Origin of the sequence: Fischerella thermalis PCC 7521 (assembly GCF_000317225.1) — a bacterium.
Classification (GTDB): Bacteria; Cyanobacteriota; Cyanobacteriia; order Cyanobacteriales; family Nostocaceae; genus Fischerella; species Fischerella thermalis.
The window spans coordinates 1-23,167 of the sequence record NZ_AJLL01000048.1; the positions used below are offsets into that span (position 1 = coordinate 1).

21 protein-coding genes are annotated in these 23,167 nt (G+C 41.2%); 14 read left to right on the forward strand and 7 right to left on the reverse strand.

Going from position 1 to position 23,167, the window contains the following annotated elements; genetic code table 11:
• Positions 1 to 451: 451 nt before the first annotated feature.
• The gene (ccmP, locus tag UYK_RS0110780) at positions 452 to 1,093 is read left to right on the forward strand and encodes a beta-carboxysome protein CcmP (protein WP_009459503.1); all 642 of its coding nucleotides are present in this window, start codon (positions 452 to 454) and stop codon (positions 1,091 to 1,093) included.
• 10 nt (positions 1,094 to 1,103) lie between these two features.
• Positions 1,104 to 1,763, forward strand: coding sequence for a pentapeptide repeat-containing protein (locus UYK_RS0110785; protein WP_009459502.1), 660 nt, complete (start codon positions 1,104 to 1,106; stop codon positions 1,761 to 1,763).
• Positions 1,764 to 1,983: 220 nt separating this feature from the next.
• Here UYK_RS0110785 and UYK_RS0110790 read toward each other — a convergent pair whose 3' ends face one another.
• The gene (locus UYK_RS0110790; protein ID WP_009459501.1) at positions 1,984 to 3,453 is read right to left on the reverse strand and encodes a carotenoid oxygenase family protein; all 1,470 of its coding nucleotides are present in this window, start codon (positions 3,451 to 3,453) and stop codon (positions 1,984 to 1,986) included.
• Between the two features lie 138 nt (positions 3,454 to 3,591).
• On the opposite strand from UYK_RS0110790, the gene UYK_RS0110795 reads away from it, so the two are divergent.
• The 9 genes from UYK_RS0110795 (at position 3,592) to UYK_RS0110835 (ending at position 13,445) form a co-directional block, all read left to right on the forward strand.
• Complete coding sequence (locus UYK_RS0110795; protein ID WP_009459500.1) at positions 3,592 to 4,923, forward strand: alkaline phosphatase; 1,332 nt, start codon at positions 3,592 to 3,594, stop codon at positions 4,921 to 4,923.
• A gap of 285 nt (positions 4,924 to 5,208) precedes the next feature.
• Complete coding sequence (locus UYK_RS0110800) at positions 5,209 to 6,441, forward strand: ABC transporter substrate-binding protein (RefSeq protein ID WP_009459499.1); 1,233 nt, start codon at positions 5,209 to 5,211, stop codon at positions 6,439 to 6,441.
• A gap of 205 nt (positions 6,442 to 6,646) precedes the next feature.
• Complete coding sequence (locus UYK_RS0110805) at positions 6,647 to 7,597, forward strand: branched-chain amino acid ABC transporter permease (RefSeq protein ID WP_009459498.1); 951 nt, start codon at positions 6,647 to 6,649, stop codon at positions 7,595 to 7,597.
• A gap of 152 nt (positions 7,598 to 7,749) precedes the next feature.
• On the forward strand, positions 7,750 to 8,211 hold the full coding sequence (locus tag UYK_RS0110810; RefSeq protein WP_009459497.1) for a cupin domain-containing protein: 462 nt from the start codon (positions 7,750 to 7,752) through the stop codon (positions 8,209 to 8,211).
• A 71-nt stretch (positions 8,212 to 8,282) separates the two neighbouring features.
• Positions 8,283 to 9,233 carry a branched-chain amino acid ABC transporter permease gene (locus UYK_RS0110815; RefSeq protein WP_009459496.1) on the forward strand — a complete coding sequence of 317 codons (951 nt, stop codon included), beginning with the start codon at positions 8,283 to 8,285 and terminating at the stop codon, positions 9,231 to 9,233.
• Positions 9,234 to 9,268: 35 nt separating this feature from the next.
• Positions 9,269 to 10,039, forward strand: a complete 771-nt coding sequence (locus UYK_RS0110820; protein ID WP_009459495.1) for an ABC transporter ATP-binding protein — start codon at positions 9,269 to 9,271, stop codon at positions 10,037 to 10,039.
• A 98-nt stretch (positions 10,040 to 10,137) separates the two neighbouring features.
• A complete protein-coding gene (locus UYK_RS0110825) occupies positions 10,138 to 10,869 on the forward strand; it encodes an ABC transporter ATP-binding protein (RefSeq protein WP_009459494.1) in 732 nt (243 codons plus the stop codon).
• Positions 10,870 to 11,218: 349 nt separating this feature from the next.
• Positions 11,219 to 12,040 (forward strand): uroporphyrinogen-III synthase, encoded by an 822-nt coding sequence (locus UYK_RS0110830; RefSeq protein WP_016871394.1) that lies wholly within the window; start codon positions 11,219 to 11,221, stop codon positions 12,038 to 12,040.
• Between the two features lie 256 nt (positions 12,041 to 12,296).
• On the forward strand, positions 12,297 to 13,445 hold the full coding sequence (locus tag UYK_RS0110835; protein WP_016871395.1) for a WD40 repeat domain-containing protein: 1,149 nt from the start codon (positions 12,297 to 12,299) through the stop codon (positions 13,443 to 13,445).
• A gap of 93 nt (positions 13,446 to 13,538) precedes the next feature.
• Here UYK_RS0110835 and UYK_RS0110840 read toward each other — a convergent pair whose 3' ends face one another.
• A complete protein-coding gene (locus UYK_RS0110840) occupies positions 13,539 to 13,787 on the reverse strand; it encodes a Ycf34 family protein (RefSeq protein ID WP_009459491.1) in 249 nt (82 codons plus the stop codon).
• Positions 13,788 to 13,872: 85 nt separating this feature from the next.
• On the opposite strand from UYK_RS0110840, the gene UYK_RS0110845 reads away from it, so the two are divergent.
• A complete protein-coding gene (locus UYK_RS0110845; protein WP_009459490.1) occupies positions 13,873 to 15,123 on the forward strand; it encodes a tRNA nucleotidyltransferase/poly(A) polymerase-related protein in 1,251 nt (416 codons plus the stop codon).
• Between the two features lie 266 nt (positions 15,124 to 15,389).
• On the opposite strand, the gene UYK_RS0110850 is transcribed toward UYK_RS0110845, so the two are convergent.
• The 5 genes from UYK_RS0110850 to UYK_RS0110865 all read right to left on the reverse strand — a co-directional run bounded on the left by UYK_RS0110850 (position 15,390) and on the right by UYK_RS0110865 (position 20,258).
• Positions 15,390 to 16,118 (reverse strand): HAD family hydrolase, encoded by a 729-nt coding sequence (locus UYK_RS0110850; protein ID WP_009459489.1) that lies wholly within the window; start codon positions 16,116 to 16,118, stop codon positions 15,390 to 15,392.
• Between the two features lie 156 nt (positions 16,119 to 16,274).
• Positions 16,275 to 17,288 (reverse strand): 30S ribosomal protein S1, encoded by a 1,014-nt coding sequence (locus tag UYK_RS0110855; RefSeq protein WP_009459488.1) that lies wholly within the window; start codon positions 17,286 to 17,288, stop codon positions 16,275 to 16,277.
• Between the two features lie 402 nt (positions 17,289 to 17,690).
• On the reverse strand, positions 17,691 to 17,795 hold the full coding sequence (locus UYK_RS25010; RefSeq protein ID WP_009459487.1) for a photosystem II reaction center protein T: 105 nt from the start codon (positions 17,793 to 17,795) through the stop codon (positions 17,691 to 17,693).
• A 194-nt stretch (positions 17,796 to 17,989) separates the two neighbouring features.
• Positions 17,990 to 19,519: a photosystem II chlorophyll-binding protein CP47 gene (gene psbB, locus UYK_RS0110860; protein ID WP_009459486.1), complete on the reverse strand. Its 1,530-nt coding sequence runs from the start codon at positions 19,517 to 19,519 to the stop codon at positions 17,990 to 17,992.
• A 403-nt stretch (positions 19,520 to 19,922) separates the two neighbouring features.
• Positions 19,923 to 20,258, reverse strand: a complete 336-nt coding sequence (locus UYK_RS0110865; protein WP_016871397.1) for a hypothetical protein — start codon at positions 20,256 to 20,258, stop codon at positions 19,923 to 19,925.
• Between the two features lie 779 nt (positions 20,259 to 21,037).
• Here UYK_RS0110865 and UYK_RS0110870 point away from each other — a divergent pair.
• Positions 21,038 to 22,666 carry an ABC transporter substrate-binding protein gene (locus tag UYK_RS0110870; protein ID WP_016871398.1) on the forward strand — a complete coding sequence of 543 codons (1,629 nt, stop codon included), beginning with the start codon at positions 21,038 to 21,040 and terminating at the stop codon, positions 22,664 to 22,666.
• Between the two features lie 43 nt (positions 22,667 to 22,709).
• Entirely contained in the window at positions 22,710 to 23,078 is a 369-nt protein-coding gene (locus tag UYK_RS0110875) for a four helix bundle protein (RefSeq protein ID WP_009459481.1), read from the forward strand.
• Positions 23,079 to 23,167: the final 89 nt, after the last annotated feature.

The window sequence follows — 23,167 nt, forward strand, 5'->3', positions numbered from 1 at the left end:
CCCTCCCCTTTACAAGGGGAAGGAACTGGATCTTTTGTTTCTCCCCGAATATCGGGGGGATTAAGGGGGGTAAATCCAACTTGTTTATACACGGTAGCTTAGCTAGGGAGGATTTAAGGGGGTCTTTCAGTGATTTGTGTAAGAGATTTACTAAAATAACTAATCACTGCAATACCTATGTATTCTATTTTCGCTCTTTGATTTTGTAGCCACCACATCCAGATTTGGAGGATATGAGTTATGCAAAATTGCCAAAAAGCTTCATTTGTTTAACCGCCATGACGCCAAGAACGCTGAGGACTGTAGAGTGTGCGTCAGACTTAAGCAGTATGTAGACAAGGGTTACAGCTGATTCTCTGGTTTATGCATCAACATATCTTTATGGTAGTTTAAAGATAAGTACACATTTTGCAACAAATTACTCTGACCCTGATGACTGGAGAATAAAACCTTGGGAGTAGAACTACGCAGTTTCGTATTTCTGGATAGCTTGCAACCTCAACACGCAGCATATATGGGAACGGTAGCTCAAGGTTTTTTGCCATTACCTGGGGATACATCGCTGTGGGTGGAAATCTCGCCTGGGATTGAGATTAATCGGATTACAGATGTGGCGCTGAAAGCTGCTTCTGTTCGTCCGGGAGTACAGGTAGTTGAACGACTATACGGTTTACTGGAAGTTCATTCTGCTTCCCAAGGGGAAACACGAGCAGCTGGTCAAGCAATTTTAGCAACACTAGGAGTCACAAGAGAAGAATGTCTCAAACCGCGTGTTGTTTCTAGCCAGATTATCCGCAACATTGATGCTTACCAAACGCAATTAATTAATCGCACGCGTCGCGGACAATTGTTACTGGCAGGACAAACGCTGTATGTGTTGGAAGTTGAGCCTGCTGCTTACGCCGCCCTCGCTGCGAATGAAGCTGAGAAAGCAGCAGCGATTAATATTTTGGAAGTGCAAGCGGTGGGTAGTTTTGGACGGCTGTATTTGGGTGGACAAGAACGGGACATTCTTGCAGGTGCAGCCGGAGCATTAACGGCAATTGAAAGTGTAGCAGGTAGGATCAATCCCCTGGCAGTGCGTCAGGAATAAAGGAGACAACATGGCAAATCAAGAGCATCTGGCTTTGCTGAAAGCTGGTGCAATCACGTGGATGGAGTGGAGAGAAAAAAACCCCGATATTGAACCAGATTTGAGTGGTGTTGATCTCTATGAAGCAAATTTGGCTGAAGCTAACTTGAGTTTTGTTAATTTTAGTGTTGCTAATTTAAGTTTTGCCAAACTTACCCAGGCAAATTTGAGCTATGCCAATTTGATTGGGGTTAACTTGAGTCAAGCCAATCTCAAAAACGCTGTGCTTGCTGATGCTAATTTAATTGGGGCTGAGTTAAAAGGTGCAAACTTGAGAGGTGCTGATTTGGGTACAGCCAAGCTGCACCGCACTAATCTCTGTTTTGCCAACCTCATCGAAGCTAATTTGATAGGGGCAGATTTGAGCAAAGCAAACCTGCACGAGACGGAATTAATAGGAGCTAATCTTTATAAGGCTGATCTTTATCAAGTAAATCTCAGTAAAGCTCATTTGAGTAGTGCTTATTTGTTACGGGCTAACCTGAGTGGAGCTGACTTGCGAGGTGCTGACTTACGATGGAGTAACCTTAAAGGGGCAAATTTAGCAGGTGCTAACCTCACAGGAGCGAAGTTAGCGGGGGCTAATTTGAATGGTGCGAATCTTCAGGATGCGATTATGCCTGATTATTAGTAAGGCTTTGCGTAAACTTATAATTTTTTTTAAACGCAGAGAGAAGTTTGAGCGGAGGTTTCCTCCGTTCGCGTAGCGTCCCGGAGGGAACTTCAAAGCTTCGGTGGGGGCGCAGAGTTTTTCAAAGTACATCGGTGTTTATCGGTGTGCATCGGTGTACCCTGCGGGAAGCCGCTTGCGCGTCTACGATTTATAAAAAGACTATCTTTTATGGGCATTCCTACACCCCTTTCCAAGTACCGTGAAAACTATGGGGAATCACACTTGGTAGTTCCAGCTTACACACAGGTTCTTCATTTAACCGATGGGCGTCAAAAACCCAAACTTGACTACGATCGCAATTGCCATCATAGACAACAGTTAAAATCCAAGCTTGTTCTGGGTTGTCGGCGTCTGTAGCGTAGATGGGTTCACTAGGATAGCGATTTTCACCCAAGTCTGCTTCGGTGAGAGTTTCGGTTTTGTGATCGTAGCAGGCGATCGCATTTAATATTTCTTGGCTAATGTCTGTTTCTTGTCGAGAGATGGAAAAATAAGTGTAGCGCGAGGCTTGTCCGACGTTTTCAGGTGGGACGCTGGGGAATTCACAATGGCGATCTAATATTTTTTGAATGTTTGTTACTGCACCGGTTTGAGGATTTATGCGAACTCGCGTCAGTGTACTCTTGGCTGGTGTGTGAGTCTCACCAAACGCTACTTCTTGCAGAAACAGGTTTGTCTGAAAGTCCTGATAGCGGGCAATATCTACAACGACTTCACCGCTAGCATCTAGATAACCATTGGCAAAATGCCACTGGAACCAAGGTTCTGTTTCTCCCCGACTTACCAAGGAAAGTGTTTGACGATCAAAGATTAAAATTTGCGTTCCTACCTGGGGTTGCCATTGGATACACTCACTATAAGTATTTATCCCAAGGACAACGGGAAGAATATTCAACCGGACAGCAGGAACAAAAAAGACAAGATATGGCCCTGCTAGGACAAAATCATGTATGACAGGCAATCCTTCTAGGGGAAACTGCGCTTTTTGGATAATCTTACCTGTCCAGTCACTTTTAAAAAGATTGAGTGTGCCATTATTGCCAATGGAGACACCAAAGTTAAAAATTTCTTTGGTGTGTAAATCTACACTAGGATGAGCAGAATAGGGCAAGGCTTTGTCAAGTCCGCCCAAATTGTCTGAACCTTTGGTTTCTAGTGTTTCTAGGTCTAAGGCATAGGGATGACCACCTTCCCACAGAGCCAATAATTTATCAGGTAATGCTAGTACTGAGGTATTGGCAACATTTTTAATTGGCTTTAACCATCGATTCCAAAATGCTCCCGGTGCTGTCATACCGTAGTTGCCGTAGAGCATTTTACCTGCTACTGTTTCTTCTTTGTAACCATCTGTTTGGACGTAGCGATACACAGCAGTAGCACCCCCCCTGTCCCCTCCTTGGTAAGGGGGGGTAAGAGAAGAGGAGTTGAAGTGTACTCCCAGAATTGCACCATCTCCATCAAACCAGTGTCCCACATGAATCCCGCCCCGCTCTAGTCGTGCCGGACCATTGCGATATAATGTGCCGCGTAAACCAGGTGGGATTGTGCCAGAGATTACAGATAGGGGGGTAAGTGGGAATTCTTGGGCGGGTTTAGCGATCGCATTTGCCCAAGGTTTTTTTCTTAACTTTTCGTTAATTAAAGCCATAGAAAATTTACCGAAGAAAGAGTGTAAGGAGGTAAGGCTGTAAGGGTGTAAGGAGGTAGGAAAATAGCTTGAATTATACTCCTACATCCCTATACCCCCACACCCCTACACCCCGGATCCTATATCCCGATTCAACATATGCTTAAGCTATTTAATAACAAAATAATTGCCTTTACTGTCACTGTCTTAGTAGCTATATTAGTAGCCTGCAATTCCCAAAATCTAGTTAAAATAAACTCCCGCCAAGGGAACGTGATCTTTATCCATCCGGATGGGACAAGTGCATCTCACTGGGGAGCAGCGCGGATGCTTTACCTTGGCCCTGATGGTAGACTCAATTGGGATAAAATGTCTCACCTGGCTGTGTATTTGGGACACATGAAAAACCAACTCACTGCTACTTCTAACGCTGGTGCGGTCACTCACGCTACAGGAGTGAAAGTCAATGCTGACTCTTTCGGATTGAATGAAGCTTTGCAACCCATAGTAGCCTTTTCTGGTCAACCTCAAACGATTATGGAAGAAGCGATCGCTAAAGGCAAGGGAACGGCGATCATAAACTCTGGAATGATTCACGAACCGGGAACAGGTGCGTTTGTTGCCAAAGCAGCCAATCGTCGCGAATTTACCGAAATTACCAAGCAAATTGTTCTGTCTGGAGTCGATGTGATCATGGGTGGTGGCGAGATGTGGTATCTACCCAAAGGTACAGCCGGAAGACACGCCACTGCTGAACAAACTCAACGCCGAGATGGCATAAATTTGATCGAAGAGGCTAAAAAAAAGGGTTATACCGTGGTTTATACCCGCGATGAACTTTTGCAATTACCAGCAAATACTAAGAAAGTATTAGGTATTTTTGCTGCCGACGATACCTATAATGACGCGCCAGAAGAAGAATTGAAACAGCAGAATTTGCCCTTGTATGTACCGACAGCACCGACAGTTGCGGAAATGCTGGATGCAACTTTAAAGATAGTGTCGCAAAACTCAAATGGTTTTTTTGTGGTTGTGGAAGAAGAGGGTAGCGATAACTTTTGTAATTTTAATCACGCAGCTGGTTGCATAGAAGCAGTCAAACACGCTGATGATGCTGTGGGCGTGGCGATGAAATTTATTGAGAAAAATCCGCATACTTTGTTGGTGACAGCCGCAGATAGCGATGCTGGAGGATTGGAAGTAGTAGGAGTCACACAGAAGGATTTCCCTTTAGATAAACCTTTGCCAGAAAAAGGCGAAAACGGTTCACCTTGGGATGGAAAAGATGGAACTGCTACTTTACCGTTTGTTTCTGCACCAGACAAAGAAGGTAAACGCTTTCCGTTCGCGATCGCTTGGGCTGGTTTAGGTGATTTTACAGGTGCTATCGTAGCAAAAGCACATGGGTATAATGCTGATTTGCTACCCAATACTGTAGATAATACAGATATTTATAAGTTGATGTACCGGACATTGTTTGGTAAAAGTTAAAACTTTTGGCTTGATAATAAGACAGAAGGCAAGATAACCAGCATCCTCCCCGATCTCGCTTAGGGTTGGGGAGGGGTTTCATATTATTCATGTGTTGCATTCTTTTTTCAAACTCTTGCTTGTTTAAGACAGTTAAGCCATAGCATCAAAAGCGATCGCCCAAATTAGTTAACCTAGACAATAAGATTAAATCTACCCCAAGTCAGATGCGAGCAAGTACTTGGAAGCTTTACCTGGGGTGTGGTCAAATAAATAGATTAATACATTTAAGGAATGTTGCCACTTATGAAACGAACTATGACTTGGACAACAGCATTCTTAGCTTCTTGTACTCTCCTACTTGCAGCCTGTGGTGGTGGGAATACTGATACAAGTAATACCGGTACAAATACAGCCACCAACACCTCAACAACAAGTATATCTGGCCCCATACCCATTGGTATTGCCTTTGCCCAAACCAGCAACGTCGCATTACTTGGTCAAGAAGGGGTGGCGGGTGCAAAAATTGCTGAGAAATATTTTAATGACCAAGGAGGAATTAACGGTAAGAAAATTAAGCTGATATTTCAAGATGCAGGTGGCGATGAAGCTGGAGCAATTAACGCTTTTCAAACTTTGATTAATAAAGATAAAGTTGTCGGTATTATCGGCCCGACTTTATCACAACAAGCCTTTAGTGCTGCTCCGATTGCTGAACGGGCAAAAACACCAGTAATTGGTGCATCTACTACAGCTAAAGGTGTTCCTGAAATTGGTGATTATATTGCTCGTGTATCTGCATCAGTTTCTGTTGTTGCACCTAATTCTGTGAAAGCTGCACTGAAGCAAAATCCTAATATTAAAAAAGTAGCAGTTTTTTATGCTCAAAATGATGCTTTTAACAAATCAGAAACAGAAATTTTTCAGAAAACAGTTAAAGATCAAGGACTAGAATTAGTAACAGTCCAAAAATTTCAAACTACTGATACCGATTTTCAAGCCCAAGCTACCAACGCCCTAAATTTAAAACCAGATTTAATCATTATTTCTGGTTTAGCTGCTGATGGTGGTAACTTAGTACGGCAGTTGCGAGAATTGGGTTACAAAGGCACTATTATTGGTGGCAATGGTTTAAATTCATCAAATGTATTGTCTGTGTGTAAAGCTCTCTGTGATGGTGTTATGATTGCTCAAGCTTATAGTCCAGAACATCCAGGGGAAATTAACGCTGCATTTCGCAAAGCATACGTAGAGCAATACAAAAAAGAACCACCCCAATTTAGCGCTCAAGCTTTTACAGCAGTGCAGGTGTATGTAGAAGCTTTGAAAGCTTTAGATCAAAAAACCAAAATTAACACCCTTCCTATAGATAAACTGCGGACAGAATTAAACAAACAAATACTGGCAGGTAAATACAAAACACCTCTTGGTGAAATTTCATTTACTCCAGAAGGCGAAATTGTGCAAAAAGACTTTTATGTTGCTCAAATTAAAATGGAAAAAGATGGCAACAATGGAAAATTTGCATTTTTAAAATAAGTCACGCCTAATGTGAATTCAAACAATGGCAAAAATCTTGTTTTTAGAATCGTAGACGCGCAAGCGTCTTTCCGCAGGGTACACACATGCACACCGATAATCTATCTGTGTTCATCTGTGTTCATCGGTGTTCGTTAATTAAAACTAATTACAAACACCACAAACTTTATGTGGTTAATTCCTAGCCTCTCACTTCTAACTTGCAGTGAATATCACTCTATTTTTACAACAGTTTTTAAACGGTTTATCTATTGGCAGTGTCTACGCCATCTTTGCTTTAGGATATACCCTGGTTTACTCAATTTTGGGCATCATTAATTTAGCTCATGGTGCAATTTTTACACTAGGTGCATATTTCACCTATACACTCGTTGGTGGCAGATTTGGATTTAATGGTTTGCTAGCAAATGCAGCCTTACCTGTACAATTACCTTTTGCTTTAGCCTTGATTTTGGGAAGTATCTTGGCAGGATTAGTAGGGGTAGTGGTCGAACGCATTGCCTTTTTACCCTTGCGCCAGAGGGGTTCCGATCCTCTTTTAACCGTTGTTTCTAGCTTGGGTGTGGCAGTGGTAATTGTCAATTTAATTCAATATCTAGTTGGTGCAGAAAGTTATACTTATCCAGCAGATACTTATGGTAATCTACCACCTGCAATTAACTTCGGTACAGCAGCAAACCCAATTCCCATCCGTACTGTACAGGTGGTAATTTTTGTAGTTTCAATGGTATTTGTTGCTATCCTGACTTATTTTATTAGTCGCACAAAATATGGTAAGGCTATGCAGGCGATCGCAGAAGATGAAACTACTGCCAGTTTATTAGGAATTAACTGCGATCGCTTTATTATTTTGACGTTTTTTATCAGCAGCTTTTTAGCAGGAGTGGCGGGAACTTTAGTCGCCTCCAGTGTGAGTATAGCCGGGCCATACTTTGGCATTGGTTTTGGGTTAAGGGGTTTAGCAGTAATTGTCTTGGGTGGTTTAGGTAGTATTCCCGGTGCAGTACTGGGGGGTTTGGTAATTGGCTTAGTGGAAGCGTTCGTTCCAGCAGAATACTCTGGCTACAAAGATGCTGTTGCTTTTGGAATTCTGTTTATTATGCTTTTAGTTAGACCACAGGGTTTGTTAGGAAGGAAGTTTATTCAGAAGGTTTAAATCAGTGAACAGTGAACAAGGTATTAACAGTTTGAGTTGTGAATTGAGGTGGTGACAGTGGTTATATTTTTTAGGAGTCGAACACCGATGCACACTTATGGAACACGGATGGACACAGAGATATTTGGCGTAGGATTTGTAGTTAATTGATTATGATTATTGATCCTGAACAAGTTGCATTAGAAACGGGTTCTAATTACCCTGATGAATTTAAATCGATGGTTGCTGGAAGGATACGCCAACGGCTAGGTAATTTTGCTGGATTGAAGAACTTTGGGGTAAATTTGGTGAAGTTAGAACCAGGAAGTTCTTCTGCTTTGCGACATTGGCATTTTCGTCAAGATGAATTTATCTATGTTTTGGAAGGTGAGTTGACATTAATTACAGATGCAGGTGCAGAAGTTCTCAAACCAGGAATGGCGGCGGGATTTCCAGCAGGTGAAGCCAATGGACATCATTTGGTAAATCGTACATCAACAGTTGCAGTTTATTTGGAAGTAGGCGATCGCACTCCCAATGATGAAGTGATTTATCCTGATGATGATTTAATCACCAAAGCCAGTCCTGATGGTAAATCTAGAATTTTTGCACATAAAGATGGAACACTGTATTAAGGGATCAGGGTGTGGGGAGTAGCGAACAACTAACTACTAACTACTAACTACTAACTACTAACTACTAACAAATGGCTGATTTTATTGGTACTTATGGTGCTTTAATTGTCTCTATGGTTTTGGGGGCGCTGCTAGGACTATCCCTGTATTTGCCATTAATGGCTGGGCAATTGTCTTTAGCTAGCCCTGGATTTTATGCTTTGGGTGGATATATAGCAGCGATTCTTTCCACAACAGTTTTTACTTCTAGCGATAATCTTTTTCCGATTCCATTACTGTTGTTGGAAATGTTGATTGCTGGGATAGTTTCGGGATTGTTGGGTGTAGCAGTAGGAATTCCTGCTTTACGGTTGCGGGGAATTTATTTAGCGATCGCCACTATTGCTTTTGTAGAAGTTTTACGGGTTCTTTCCCTGAATTTGGAAATTACAGGCGGCGCTGTGGGAATTTTTGGTATTCCCCAACCTTTCCAAACACCTATTGAATATTTGTGGATTGCCCTACCATTACTAATCATTAGTATGGTGTTAATTTACCGTTTAGAACGTATTCGTGTGGGTAGGGCTTTAACTGCGATTCGTGAAGATGAATTAGCAGCAAGTGCTATGGGAATTAACCCCACCTACTATAAAGTTTTAGCTTTTACACTCGGGGCAATTTTAGCTGGAGTAGTTGGTGCAATTAGCGCTCATTTTCTCAATACCTGGAATGCGCGCCAAGGTACATTTGATGCCAGTATTATTTATCTAACTTTTGTCTTAATTGGTGGTTCGAGAACTTTTTTAGGTGCGGTAGTAGGAGGTATGTTATTTACAGCTTTACCAGAAGTTTTAAGAAGCATCGCAGATACAGGTGGTTTACCAACTTGGTTAGCACAATTTTTAAGAGATGGCAGATTAATAATCTTTGGTTTACTAATAGTTTTGGGAACCATCTTTTTCCCCCAAGGACTTGTCACTCCAGATATTTTTAAAAGACGTAAATTTAATCAGACAAAAGATATAATTCAGCAAACAAAATAAACAAATTTTTTTTCTAAAACCTTTATCAATGACCAATGACCAATGACATTATTTTAGAAGCAAAAGCCTTGACACGCCGCTTTGGTGGCTTAGTGGCAGTCAATAATGTATCTTTTCCTGTTAAAAAACATGAAATATTTGGATTAATCGGCCCCAATGGTGCTGGAAAAACCACATTATTTAATTTGATAACAGGCTTAATTCCACCCTCAAGTGGACAATTAACTTTTGATCATCAAGAAATTTCTCAACTACGTCCCCACCAAATTGCTGCTTTAGGTATTGCCCGAACTTTTCAAAATATTCGCTTATTTGGTGAACTTTCAGCCCTAGAAAATGTAATTATTGCCCGACATTTGCATATTCACAGCAATATATTTACAGGTGTAATCGGAGTACCACCAGCATCCACAGAAGAACGTAAAAGTCAGCAGAAAGCTTTGGAATTATTAGAACTAGTTGGTTTACAACAGCGCGCGGAAGAAAAAGCGAAAAATTTTGCCTATGGTGATCAGCGGCGGCTAGAAATTGCCCGTGCTTTAGCCCTAGAACCGCAAATTTTGCTCCTTGATGAACCCGCAGCCGGAATGAACCCTAGTGAGAAGCAAAAATTGAGTGAGTTTATTCGCAACCTGCGCGATCGCTTTGATTTGACGATTATTTTGATTGAACATCACGTACCCTTAGTCATGGGGTTGTGCGATCGCATTGCTGTTTTAGATTTTGGTCAATTAATTGCTTTAGGAGAACCTGCTGTGGTTAAAAATAATCCAGCGGTAATAGAGGCATATTTGGGAAATGATTAATTCATATCATCTTTGTGTCTTAGTATCTTTGTGTTTTATTAACCACCAAGACACTAAGAAGACATACCGAATGTTTGAACAACCACAGATGCACACCGATGAACACAGAGAATCAAAAAAGCTACCCAATTTTGGAAATAAAAAATCTATATGTTAATTATGGTAGTATTCAAGCACTGCAAAATATTAATTTAGTTGTCAATAATGGTGAAGTAGTCACTCTCATCGGTGCTAACGGTGCAGGTAAAACTACTATTCTTCGGGCTATATCTAAAATTATCAATCCTAAAAGTGGTGAAATTATTTATAGTGGCCGCAATATTACCCGCCGTCAACCTCATGAAGTTGTACAATTGGGTATTGCCCATTGTCCAGAAGGACGTAGAGTATTAGCGCGACAAACTGTTTATGATAATTTGCTTTTGGGTGCATATGTTCGTTCTCAGCAAGCAGAGATAAAAAACGATATTCAGCACCAATTTGAGCTGTTTCCACGTTTAGCACAAAGACGCAATCAACTAGCGGGGACTCTGAGTGGCGGTGAACAACAAATGTTAGCGATCGCCCGTGCTTTGATGAGTAGACCAAAAATTTTATTATTGGATGAACCAAGTTTAGGTCTAGCACCAGCAATAGTTAGGGAAATATTTAGTATTATTGAGAATTTACGTGCCACAGGCGTGACTATTTTATTAGTTGAACAGAACGCCAATTTAGCATTACAGATTGCAGATCGGGGATATGTTTTAGAAGCTGGTTGTATTACTCTTACTGGTGCAGCTTCCCAATTAATTACTGACGAACGAGTGAAAAAAGCTTATTTAGGATGATTTAGTAACTAAAGATTTGGGAGACTAAGACATATGGTATAGTTACCAACAAAAACCCTAAGTTTGGATATGAGCTGAACAACTAATCCCCACTTCCCCACTCTCCAATTCTCAATTCGGCAATTTGGCAAGTCACAGCTTCTTAATACTGATATTTTTTTGATTGTGCAAGAGGTGTAGTAAAAAGTCGCCCCGGCTACTAAGTCGGGGTTTTAGTCTTTCAAATGATATAAATCAATCATTGTAAACTCAGGCGTGCAGGAGTGAGTGTTGTCAAGAAATTACAGGTCAAAGTCTTTTTCCCGCGATTACAATCAAACAACAGTTTGTAATTAGGTAGATTCATTTGATGATTCCATCTGTGCAACTACCCTTATACGGTAAGCGTATTCTTGTCACCGCACCCCGCAACTACGCCGCTAGATTAACATCACAACTTATCAATCAAGGTGCTTTACCTGTGTTAATGCCAACCATAGAAACTTGTGCATTAGCAGATTTTACAGAATTAGATACTGCACTGATGCAAATAGATACATTTGATTGGATTGCTTTTAGTAGCAGAAATGGCATTGATGCATTTTTTCAACGTTTAGAAGCTTTGGGAATAAGTGTTTCGGTGCTGAAAAATTGTCGAATTTCTGCGATCGGCAAAGATGCGGAAAGATTATCTGATTTTGGCATCAAAGTAGATTTAATTCCCCAAGAACCTAGTCCCAAAGGAATTATTGCTGAACTGGCTAAAGTTCCAAATATCAACAAGCAAACTGTACTAGTACCGGTTCCAGAGGTAGTTGGGATTGCAGAACCGAATGTTATTCCTGGGTTTGTGGCTGGTTTAAAAAAATTGCGTATGAGTGTTACCCGTGTACCAACCTATACAACACGCTGTTTAGACAAAAGTTTATACGAGGTGGAGTTAAATTTAATTCGTCAAGGCAAGATAGATGTGATTGCCTTTAGTAGCACTGCTGAGATATCTGGCTTCTTGCAAATGGTCACTTCAAAAGCAGATTATCAGCAGTGTGTAATTGCTTGTTTTGGCCCCTACACAGCAGCTAATGGCAGAAAACTAGGTTTGAACGTCTCTATTGTTGCCGAAAACTACAGTTCATTCGCGGGTTTTGCAGAAGCGATCGCTAACTTCATGCTCTTGCTTTCTTCTAAGTAATAACACTAGTGACAATGTTACCATTACAGGATAAAACAGAGAAACAATACTCATATGTGTGTTACTGGAACTAATAGATTTTTCCCAGAAAACCGCAATAAAAGAGCAATAATTTTTACAAAAATTACAACCTAGAGTTGATTCAGTAAATATTATTGTCTCTGAATATATTGATATTCCGGCTTAAGCGTTTGCTTTGGCTGGGAAATTTGTGTTTAAAAACATACTTTCTTCCATCACATCTTTAAAAAGAACCATGTTTTCACTTTCACATCTACCAAATGTCTTTTCTCCCTCACCTAAAACAGCTGGTTCTAGCTTGGAATACCAACTTGAAGAGGTAGGTACATTCAGAAGTTCCGGTGCTTCTGCTTTATTACAGTCTCTGGAACAAAATTCTCATGATGTAGAAGTCTTAACAGATGCTAGTGCTGTATTCAAAAGCGCTTCATTACTCAAATCTCAAAAGTGGAAGTGTATACATACCTTCACAGGAAATTCCCAAGCTATTGCCCTCAGCCCAGATGGTAAACTCCTGGCAAGCGGTAGTTCGTTTATTAAACTGTGGAATCTGGAAACGGGACGAGTAATTTGCACCTTAAAGGGAAATACAGGTATTCTCAAGTCTGTTGCTTTCAGCCCTGATCGCAAAACACTCGCTAGTTGCGGTCTAAGTCAGACTATCGAATTGTGGGATCTAGAAACAGGACAGATAATTCGCCAATTCACTGGCAAATCCTACGGTGTTAATTCTATTAGCTTCAGTCCAGACGGACAAATTCTTGCCAGTGGCGATCGCGGTAGATCTGTTCAACTATGGAATCTCAAAACAGGAAAAACAGTTCGCACTCCCTCTGGAAATATCCCAGTCATGGAACATGGAGATTGGGTTAATTCTGTAGCCATTAGCCAAGGGGAACTAGGAGGAACTGTAGCCAGTGGTAGTCACGACAAAACTATCAAACTGTGGGGTCTCCAAACCAAAGAAGCAATTGCTACCCTCAAAGGACATTTATCCCTAGTTTATGCGGTAGCCTTTAGCCCAGATGGACAGATTCTTGCTAGTGGTAGCGCGGACGAAACTATTAAACTGTGGGATATTCAAACAAAAGAGGAAATTTGTACTCTCACTGGACATACGGATGAAGTTTATTCTCTAGCCTTTAGTCCAGATGGACAGATTCTTGCTAGTGGTAGTGCTGACGGAACTATTAAACTGTGGAATATTCAAACAAAAGAGGAAATTTGTACTCTCACTGGACATACGGATGAAGTTTATTCTCTAGCCTTTAGTCCAGATGGACAAATTCTTGCTAGTGGTAGTGCTGACGGAAGCATCAGGATTTGGTTGGTTGAATACCAAGTAGAACGAGGTGAAAAACCCAAACTATGTCAAGATAAGTAAAGAAACTGATAGCTGATGACCAAGATGATGGGATATAAGCCTCGCCCTAGAAGGGCGAGTTTTTAATTGTTCAAACATAGACACCATCACTGATCAAGTTGGTACTAACTCGCCAGGACGTAACTTAGACCACTTACCCTGTTCTCGTTTAAAACTGAGACATCCTACCACATCCCATTCCATTTCTATCACGTCGCCTCGGGGACGGATGTTGACATTGATCGATGGCTCATTTGGCTCAAAATCTGGTGTGTCAGTCAAATTGGGCTGTTGGTGTTGGTTTTCTACCGCGTGGTAGGTGACACAACGGTCTACATAATGACAATTTACACAAATGCACATAATATCAACCTACTCCAGTGCCTTTATAGTTAATCTAGCTTAAGCTAAAGCATTATTCATTAGCTGCTGGATTTATTTTTATTACATGGCGATAAATCATTTGGTTCTTTCGACCTTAGCTCCTGAAAATTGGCCTTTTAGCATAGAATCTTTACCGCAACCAGCTTATCTAGTGGGTGGTGCTGTCAGAGATGCCATTTTGGGAAGAACTCGCGAATATTTGGATTTAGATTTTGTTTTGCCAGCGAATGCTGTCAGTGTAGCGCGTCAAATCGCCAAGCAATATAAAGCTGGTTTTGTTCTCCTTGATTCCGAAAGACAAATTGCGCGGGTGGTGTTTGCTGATGCTACTGCTGACTTTGCTCAACAAGAAGGAATTAGCCTGGAAACTGACTTACATAGGCGAGACTTTACAATCAATGCGATCGCCTACAACCCCCACACCCAAGAAATCATCGATCCTCTGCAAGGTTGTGCAGATATAGAAAAGCAGTTGTTGAGGATGGTATCAGCAAAAAACTTGGAAGACGACCCCTTACGATTACTGCGGGCTTATCGTCAAGCTTCCCAACTAGACTTTACCATAGAACCAGATACGCAAGCTGCTATTCGTGGTTTGGCATCACACATAAACAGGGTTGCAGCAGAACGAGTCCGGGTAGAATTGGGCTACATGTTAGCAAATTCTCAGGGTAGCGTTTGGTTAATTAATGCAGGGAAAGACGGTTTACTGACACCTTTTTTCAAAAATGCAACAGAAGAAAACTTGCAGAAACTATCGGCGGTTGACACAGCAGCTACTCAACTCACACATTTCTGGCCACAACTCGGTGAACAACTGCAAAATCCTGTGCGCGATACCGTTAAAACTACTTGGCTAGGTATTGCTAAGCTTGCTTGTTTAGTTAACCCCAACCCAGAGATAGCAGAAATAGAACTGCAAGAACTAACTTACAGCCGCGCTGAAACCAAAGCCATCACCACCGCCCTGAAACTGTTCCCACAGTTACAAGCACCCCTGATGACATTGCGAGAACAGTATTTTTTCTTTCAGGAAGCGGGGACTGTATTTATATCTACAGCAGTCTTATCCGTAGTACACGGTCAGTCAGTAAAAGCGATCGCACCTTTAGTCAATCGCTATCTTAACCCTAATGATCTGGTCGCGCATCCTACCCCTTTAGTGAGTGGGAAGGACATAATGTTAGCACTAAACATTCCTGCTTCGCCAGTAGTAGGAAAGTTGCTAACAGAAATAGCGATCGCTCAAATTGAAGGTAAAATTTATACAGCAGCACAAGCAATAGAATTAGCAGCGCAATTAATTAATACTTAATTTCATTTGAACAACAATTTCGCCATCTTCTACTTCACCTGTTAGTACAAATCCGAAATACAATACAAAATGAAATAAATACCTATTGAGACGAATTTCGGATTTTTTTGTCGATTAACAAATTATGTGAGTCAGAGAAGATTAACTAAACCCAAATCTCAGTAAACAAGACTATTTTCTTCTTTGTGTCTTTGTGTCTTAGTGTTTCAAAAAAGATTTTTTACCACAAAGACACCAAGACGCGGACTGGGAACCCCACAAAGAAATCATAAAATTTCAATCTCATCGAGTTGATTAATCACCACATCCGCACCTGCAACATTTTCTGGTTTACCTATCCAAGTAATACCAACACAACCAGCTGCATTAGCGTTACGTGCCATTTGCATGTCACCCGCAGAATCTCCTACCATTAGTGTCACGCCAGGTTCTACTCCCAGTTTTTCACAAGCTTGTAAAAATAACACTGGATCTGGTTTACTTGGCCCTTCATCTACTCCCATTTCTAGCTGAATATAATCACTCAATTGGTGATTTTCCACAAATGTTCGGACTTCAGCAGTTGTTGCTGCTGAAAGAATGCCAAGTTTTAATCCTGCTCGTGATAAATACTGGAGGACTTCCAAGCTACCAACAAATAAAGGTGAGGGAGTTTTACCAACGTATTTTTCTGCTTCTGCTAAAGCTTGCTGTGCTAACTTCAATGACTCAAACCATCCCCGTCCAGTTTCGGCTATATATGCGGCGGCGGCTATTTCTGTTTCTCGACGACTTGCGACTGATACCAAACCTGCTGGATCGAGAGTGTCACCATTCACACCAAACGCCATTAACAATGGTTCCCCGATTCCGGGAAATTGTGCGTCTATGATTCTTGCTGCTTTTTGAGCAAGCGATCGCAAGAACACTTCTGAGTCTTCGAGAGTACCATTTTTATCAAATAAAATAGCTTGGATATCGGAGAATGTGAAGTTTTTACACTTAATAGTTACCAAAAGACTACTCCTAATTTGTTGTTTGTTATTGGTTGTTTGTTGGTTGGACAAAAGACCTATTAACTGATACAAAAAAAGAGGGAAAATCAATCCCTCTTTGCCCGATAACTTTTTATCTTTATAACATCGTTGCTAATAACTACGACGAGAAATACATTACTCTTCAATAGCGGCGGGAATTTCTTCTTCAATAGCGGCGGGAATTTCTTCTTCAACAGCAGCTACAGGAACTTCAACAGCTTCATTAGGTGCAGCAGTATTACCCTGCTGTTTAGCTAATAGTTGTTCGCGATATTTAGCAGCCATTTCTTCGGCTTTGTCATAAACTAGATCGCGGTTCTTAATCATATCACCCGGTTCGGGTTCCAGTTGCTTTGTAGACAAAGATATCCGACCCCGTTCAGCATCTAAGTCAATGATCATAACTTTCACTTCATCATTGACGTTAAAAACGCTGTGAGGTGTATCAATATGTTCGTGGGATATCTCAGAAATATGCAATAGACCACTGACGCCGCCAATATCAATAAAGGCGCCATAAGGCTTAATACCACGCACAGTACCGATTACTACCTCACCAACTTCGAGGCGATTCATCTTACGCTCAACCAAAGCACGGCGGTGAGATAATACCAAGCGGTTACGTTCTTCGTCTACCTCTAAAAACTTCAGTGGTAGTTCTTCACCTACTAAATCTTCTTTGGGCTTGCGAGTGCTGATATGAGAACCGGGAATAAACCCACGTAATCCCTCGATCCTCACTAAAGCTCCACCACGGTTGGTAGCAAATACACCAGAACGAACAGTAGCATCTTCTGCTTGCAACTGCCGCACTCGCTCCCAGGCTCGCATATACTCTATACGACGAATGGAAAGAGTTAATTGTCCCTCTTCATTTTCATCGCTGAGTATGTAAAATTCCCGTGTTTCGTTTGATTGTAAAACTTCTTCCGGGCTGTCTACCCGGTTGATAGACATTTCTTGTATCGGTATATATGCTGCGGTTTTGGCACCTATGTCAATCAGAGCGCCGCGTGGCTCTATACTGAAAACCGTACCGGGTACAATATCACCAGGGCTAAAATGATAATCGTATTTGTCCAGTAAAGCTGCGAATTCTTCGTGAGTAAACCCAATCTCGGTAATAGCGGTTGATTTCTGATTGACCATGCTGATTGTTTCCTGGTTTTTAGTCTCCGTAATCGTTTTGCCACAAGCGCGATGTATGTGCAAGGGTGACATAGGATGTCTACACCTACATCCTTAACCATCCTAGCGCAGAAAAGCTGACTTAGCGCACATTAGTTCACAGATAGCAAATTATATCAGATATCAAATGTTTTTATGTAAAAGTTGGGGAAGAAGGGGGAACTCACCGGTCCCCGGTCGGGGATTAGGGGGCGAAGGAGGACTAGGGAGAATTATTTTGTATCGAGATTTTCCTTCTTCCCTTTCCCTGTTTCCTGTTCCCCTATTGTCAAAATAGTTCTAAATAAATAACCGCCGCTACTGAATAAGTAACAGCGGTTATTTGTTTCTAAGGATCGATATCAAAAATTTGGCAACAAAAAATTAATCCTCTTTCTTTTCAATGCGAGGAGGTTCGCGGAATGCGATCGCAAAGAAAAGAGTTCCAATTGCCAAAGTCAAAATTAAGATATATGCCACGCTTTCCATATCACAAGCCCCTGCATATCTAGAAATTTGACATTCTCATAGCACCATACCTATGAGATTCTTGCTTCACTGGGAGTCAATTGACTGTACCCTTTACAAGCATCCACCGTGTGTCTCACGGCAGTAATTTATAGTATACACTCAGGTAGGGATTAGGAAATTACCTAGTCCCTAATCCCTAATCTTCTCAAGCTTTAGACAGCTTCCTTCTTGCGGGTGGACAAGTCACCCACTTTCGCAAACACACCAAATTCGACTTGTTCTTCCAAATCTGGGTCGATACCAGCAAACACGTCTCGGTAAATTGTCCGAGCGCCATGCCAGATATGACCGAAGAAGAACAATAATGCAAAGCAGGCATGTCCGAAGGTAAACCAACCTCTGGGACTGGTGCGGAATACACCATCAGAGTTTAAGGTTTCTCTGTCAAATTCAAAGACTTCGCCCAATTGAGCTTTACGGGCCCACTTCTTCACATCAGCAGGGTCTGTGAAAGTTTGACCATCTAAGTTACCACCGTAGAAGGAAACTGTCACACCAGTTTGCTCAAAGCTGTTTTGAGATTCTGCCCGACGGAAGGGAATGTCAGCGCGGACGATACCATCTTTATCAGTCAGAATTACAGGGAAGGTTTCAAAGAAATTAGGCAAACGACGTACTTCTAATTCCCGACCTTCAGCATCTTTGAATACTGGATGACCATCCCAAGACTGAGCAATCCCATCACCCTTCACCATTGGGCCTGTACGGAATAAACCACCTTTAGCGGGGCTATTACCGACATAATCGTAGAATGCCAATTTTTCAGGGATTTGTGACCAGGCTTCTGAGAGATTAGCACCAGAAGCAAGGCTTGCCTGTACGCGACGCTGAATCTCTTGCTTAAAGTAACCTTGATCCCACTGATAACGAGTAGGGCCAAATAATTCGATTGGAGTAGTGGCACTACCGTACCACATGGTTCCAGCAACGACAAAAGCAGCAAAGAATACAGCAGCAATACTACTAGAAAGTACGGTTTCTATATTACCCATCCGCAGAGCTTTGTAGAGCCTTTCGGGTGGTCGTACTGACAAGTGGAATAAACCAGCAATAATGCCTACGATCCCGGCGGCAATATGGTGAGCTACAACACCACCAGGATTAAACGGATTAAAGCCATCTGGCCCCCACTCCGGCGCAACTGGTGCGATGTGACCAGTCAAGCCGTAGGCATCGGAAACCCACATTCCAGGCCCCCACAATCCTGTGAGGTGGAAAGCACCAAAACCGAAGCAAAGAAGACCAGATAAGAACAAGTGAATACCAAACATTTTTGGCAGGTCAAGAGCAGGTTCGCCTGTACGGGGATCTTGAAACAGTTCTAAGTCCCAGTAAACCCAGTGCCAAACAGCAGCTAGGAATAATAGACCAGACAGAACAATATGAGCGGCGGCTACACCTTCAAATGACCAAAAACCAGGGTCGTAGTTGGCAGCGCCAGTTACGTTCCAGCCACCCCAAGAGCCTACGACACCCAAGCGTGCCATGAATGGCAGCACAAACATACCTTGACGCCACATGGGATTGAGAACTGGGTCACTGGGGTCATAAATAGCCAGTTCGTATAGAGCCATTGAACCAGCCCAGCCGGCCACCAACGCTGTGTGCATCAAGTGTACAGAAATCAGTCGTCCTGGATCATTCAGAACGACTGTGTGTACTCGGTACCAAGGTAGTCCCATCGACTACGCTCCTCCTCGATGAGTTTGTTTACAAAGCAATTTTTCTGTGTTTTTTTTATTGCCAGAGCTTGAATTTTCCACAGCTTGGTCTTAAAAGTCAGACAGCGTGGTTACTTAAGCAATCAACAACATTTGGGGGCGTTTGATCCCAAGGTCGCGATCGCCAAGCAAAAATGAGAATGTTTAAAAAAGTGTAACTATTGATGGAGCTGTTTGCAAGGGTATAAAGGCATTTAGGGTTAGTAACTGGTTAGTGGATAGTAGTTATTTGTTGGTTGTTGGTTGTTGGTTATAATTTGTAACAAAAAATTAACACTTCAAAAATATCTTGGATATAACCACAAAGGCTAAGGGCAAAAGGAAAATTCCATCCCCTTACCCTTTTACCTTTTCCCCCTAATAATTACTGCACCACTGATTCATGACTTTGTAGCTGACATCTAGCTGAAGCAGTCTCCAAGCGCTCTATTACTTGCTCTGCACTCATTAACCGCCTCAGTATAACTTGACCGATCGCTTGACTAGATACACCTGTTTGGGGTGATGTGATTGGCTTCACTTCTACGGTGATCACAGCATCTTCTACTCGGTAGAGCCACATGACTTCGCCTTCTTCTAACAGACAAATATTCATACGTTGAATATCTGGTTGGCGTCGCCATGCAGTTATCTGCCAAAGTCCTTCAGATGCCCAAACTCTACCAATTGTCCATCCTTCAGATAAAAAGAAGTACTTCACACTTTTTGTCTCGCTGTTAGATTCTTCAAGATTAGTTATTAGCAATACCGTGAAAACCTCAGTTATATATGTATAAATTGAGGTTTGTACATTATAGCTATTGGATCAAAAAAGAGTGGAAACTACAAAGAGGACACATAAATCTGACATGCAAAGTCATAGAGTTTGGAGCAAGGAGTAAAGTTGATTAAAAGTTCCTACTCCCTCTGTGCCCCTTTGCCTGTTACTTCCTCCTCAATCATTTCTACATTTGCGAAGATGCACGATCAAGCTGTTCTACTAAGACCTAACAAACCTCTTCTTCTATCAAATCCGAATTTAAGACTAGCTTTTGTTATTTTGTAATTTTAATTAAATTAAACATTGTCTTTTATTAAGAGATGTTAAGCAATGTGTTTTTTATCTAATTTTAAAAAAGCTAATAAAATTCAAAATTAGGCAATAGGGAATAGGGAATAAGGAATAGTGAAAATATTTGTGTACTTAATTAAGTAGCTATCATCAACTGTACATATCAATAACGAATGGAAAAACTTTCTTCCCTTCTCTTGTGATCTTTTTCAAGTTAGTCAATCATGGGACAATCCCGCAACCAAGTATGAAAATTTAACTGCTCCTACAACCCCTATACCCTTACACTCCCACACCCATTTTCCAGTGTGATTGTGCGTGATGATAATGGAAGTTCACATCCAAAAAGCCAAACCGTAACATTATTTTGGAAGTTATGTAGTAAAATTACAAACCATTCATACCAAAATTTCATATTATCCATAATTATGCATTGGTCTTTTTTGTCTGCTAGACGATGGGTGCAGATAACACAAGTACTTACTGTTTGTTTGTGTTTATTTGTAGTTGTAAGTTGTAGTACTAATCCACAGACAACCACATTAACATCTGGTGATGGTCGTATTACTGTTGGTACAACACTAAAACCACGTACTCTAGATCCAGCTGATGCCTATGAATTGGCATCACTATCACTGGTTTATAACATGAGCGATCGCCTCTACACTTATGAACCAGGAAGCACAGAAATTAAACCGCAGTTAGCTACCGCCTTCCCAAAAGTCAGCCCAGATGGTTTGACTTATACCATCCCCCTACGTCAAGGAGTGGTATTTCACGATGGAACTCCCTTTAACGCCGAAGCCATGGCTTTTACTATACGCCGCTTTATCGAAAATAAGGGTAAACCTGCTTTCTTGCTGGGAGATGTGGTAGAGTCGGCAAAAGCTACAAGCGAATACGAATTAACAATAAAGCTGAAAAAGCCATTTGCAGCATTCCCATCATTGCTGGCTTTTGCTGGTGTTTGTCCTGTATCGCCAAAAGCTTATGAAATTGGCGAAGGAAAATTTACCCCAAATATTTTTATTGGTACTGGCCCTTACAAATTAGCAAAATTCGGCCCTGACTCATTGCAGTTTGATGTATTTGACAAATATTGGGGAGAAAAACCATTAAATCAAGGTATTAATGTCCAAATTCTTAGCAGTGGTGTGAATTTATATAACGCCTTCCGTAAAAAAGCTGTGGATGTGGCTGGCTTAAGTATGGATCCAGATCAAGTTCGCAGTTTGGAAGCGAGTGCAAAAAAAGGGTTTTGGCAAGCGATTCCTAATCAAGGTAATGTGGTCAGTTATCTGGCTATCAACCGCAATCAAAAGCCAGTAGATAATCCAGCAGTCAGAAGTGCGATCGCGGCAATGATTAATCGACCAATAATATACGAGCGAGTCTTGTATGGTCAAGCAGAAGCACTTTATAGTTTAATCCCCAAAGCATTCAGTGATTATCAACCAGTTTTTCAACAGCAATATGGTGATGGAAATATTCAAAAAGCCAAAGAATTGCTGCTCAAAGCTGGCTTTTCCCAAGATAATCCAGCTAAAGTCGAAATTTGGTATCCCTCTGGTTCTCCAACTCGGAGTTTAGCAGCAATAGTCATCAAAGCTCTTGCTAAAAAAACAATGGATGGTATTCTTCAATTTGAAATTAATACTGTAGAGTCTACCACTGCTTTTAAAAACATTGCCAAGGGCTTATATCCAACATTTTTACTTGATTGGTATCCTGATTTTTTGGACGCAGATAATTATATTCAGCCATTTCTATCTTGTAATCAAGGTTCACCAGAAAAGGGATGTGAAGATGGGGGAAGCCAATCTCAAGGTTCTTTTTACTATAATCCCCAGATGAATCAATTGATTGACAAACAACGTCAAGAACAAAATCTCGAAGCACGCAAGCAAATATTTGCAGAAATCCAAAATATTTTGGTACGAGATATCCCTTACATTCCCCTATGGCAAAGTAAAGATTATGTATTTGCTCAAACAGGTATAAGTGGTGTACAACTAGATCCCACTCAAATTTTGATATACAGGAATCTCAAAAAATAAAACATTGGTAATTGGTAATTGGTAATTGGTAATTGAGGATGGTATGGGGAGACCTGATTTTGAAGAGTTGCAGGTTTATAAATTAGCAGAAAAGCTGGCTAATAAAATCTGGGAAATTGTTATTAGATGGGACGATTTTGCTAAAGATACTATTGGCAAGCAAATTGTGCGTGCTGTCGATAGTATTGGAGCTAATATAGCAGAAGGTAGGGGTCGTTATAATTATCAAGACAATAAACGTTTTGTCAAAATGGCCAGGGGTTCTATGAATGAAACAATTCACTGGATGAGACTAGCGTATGCTCGTAATCTACTAAAAAGTGAACAAGTAGACATCATTAAACCAATTATTGATGAATTATCTCCCAAGCTAAATGCCTACTTAAATTCCATTGGTAACAGTGATAAATAATAAGTAATATCTAATGTTTAATAAATAATAAAATTACCCATTACCCATTACCAATTACCCATTACCCATTACCCATTACCCATTACCCA

What these genes read in the sequence shown, in the direction of transcription:
- UYK_RS25010 (WP_009459487.1), bottom strand. Translation starts at nt 17,795, where the DNA reads ATGGAAAGCGTGGCATATATCTTAATTTTGACTTTGGCAATTGGAACT.
- UYK_RS0110830 (WP_016871394.1), top strand. Translation starts at nt 11,219, where the DNA reads ATGATTCCATCTGTGCAACTACCCTTATACGGTAAGCGTATTCTTGTC.
- UYK_RS0110795 (WP_009459500.1), top strand. Translation starts at nt 3,592, where the DNA reads ATGCTTAAGCTATTTAATAACAAAATAATTGCCTTTACTGTCACTGTC.
- UYK_RS0110835 (WP_016871395.1), top strand. Translation starts at nt 12,297, where the DNA reads ATGTTTTCACTTTCACATCTACCAAATGTCTTTTCTCCCTCACCTAAA.
- UYK_RS0110825 (WP_009459494.1), top strand. Translation starts at nt 10,138, where the DNA reads ATGAACACAGAGAATCAAAAAAGCTACCCAATTTTGGAAATAAAAAAT.
- UYK_RS0110800 (WP_009459499.1), top strand. Translation starts at nt 5,209, where the DNA reads ATGAAACGAACTATGACTTGGACAACAGCATTCTTAGCTTCTTGTACT.
- UYK_RS0110855 (WP_009459488.1), bottom strand. Translation starts at nt 17,288, where the DNA reads ATGGTCAATCAGAAATCAACCGCTATTACCGAGATTGGGTTTACTCAC.
- UYK_RS0110870 (WP_016871398.1), top strand. Translation starts at nt 21,038, where the DNA reads ATGCATTGGTCTTTTTTGTCTGCTAGACGATGGGTGCAGATAACACAA.
- UYK_RS0110840 (WP_009459491.1), bottom strand. Translation starts at nt 13,787, where the DNA reads ATGTGCATTTGTGTAAATTGTCATTATGTAGACCGTTGTGTCACCTAC.
- UYK_RS0110815 (WP_009459496.1), top strand. Translation starts at nt 8,283, where the DNA reads ATGGCTGATTTTATTGGTACTTATGGTGCTTTAATTGTCTCTATGGTT.
- UYK_RS0110845 (WP_009459490.1), top strand. Translation starts at nt 13,873, where the DNA reads ATGGCGATAAATCATTTGGTTCTTTCGACCTTAGCTCCTGAAAATTGG.
- UYK_RS0110875 (WP_009459481.1), top strand. Translation starts at nt 22,710, where the DNA reads ATGGGGAGACCTGATTTTGAAGAGTTGCAGGTTTATAAATTAGCAGAA.
- UYK_RS0110790 (WP_009459501.1), bottom strand. Translation starts at nt 3,453, where the DNA reads ATGGCTTTAATTAACGAAAAGTTAAGAAAAAAACCTTGGGCAAATGCG.
- psbB (WP_009459486.1), bottom strand. Translation starts at nt 19,519, where the DNA reads ATGGGACTACCTTGGTACCGAGTACACACAGTCGTTCTGAATGATCCA.
- UYK_RS0110810 (WP_009459497.1), top strand. Translation starts at nt 7,750, where the DNA reads ATGATTATTGATCCTGAACAAGTTGCATTAGAAACGGGTTCTAATTAC.
- UYK_RS0110820 (WP_009459495.1), top strand. Translation starts at nt 9,269, where the DNA reads ATGACCAATGACATTATTTTAGAAGCAAAAGCCTTGACACGCCGCTTT.
- UYK_RS0110785 (WP_009459502.1), top strand. Translation starts at nt 1,104, where the DNA reads ATGGCAAATCAAGAGCATCTGGCTTTGCTGAAAGCTGGTGCAATCACG.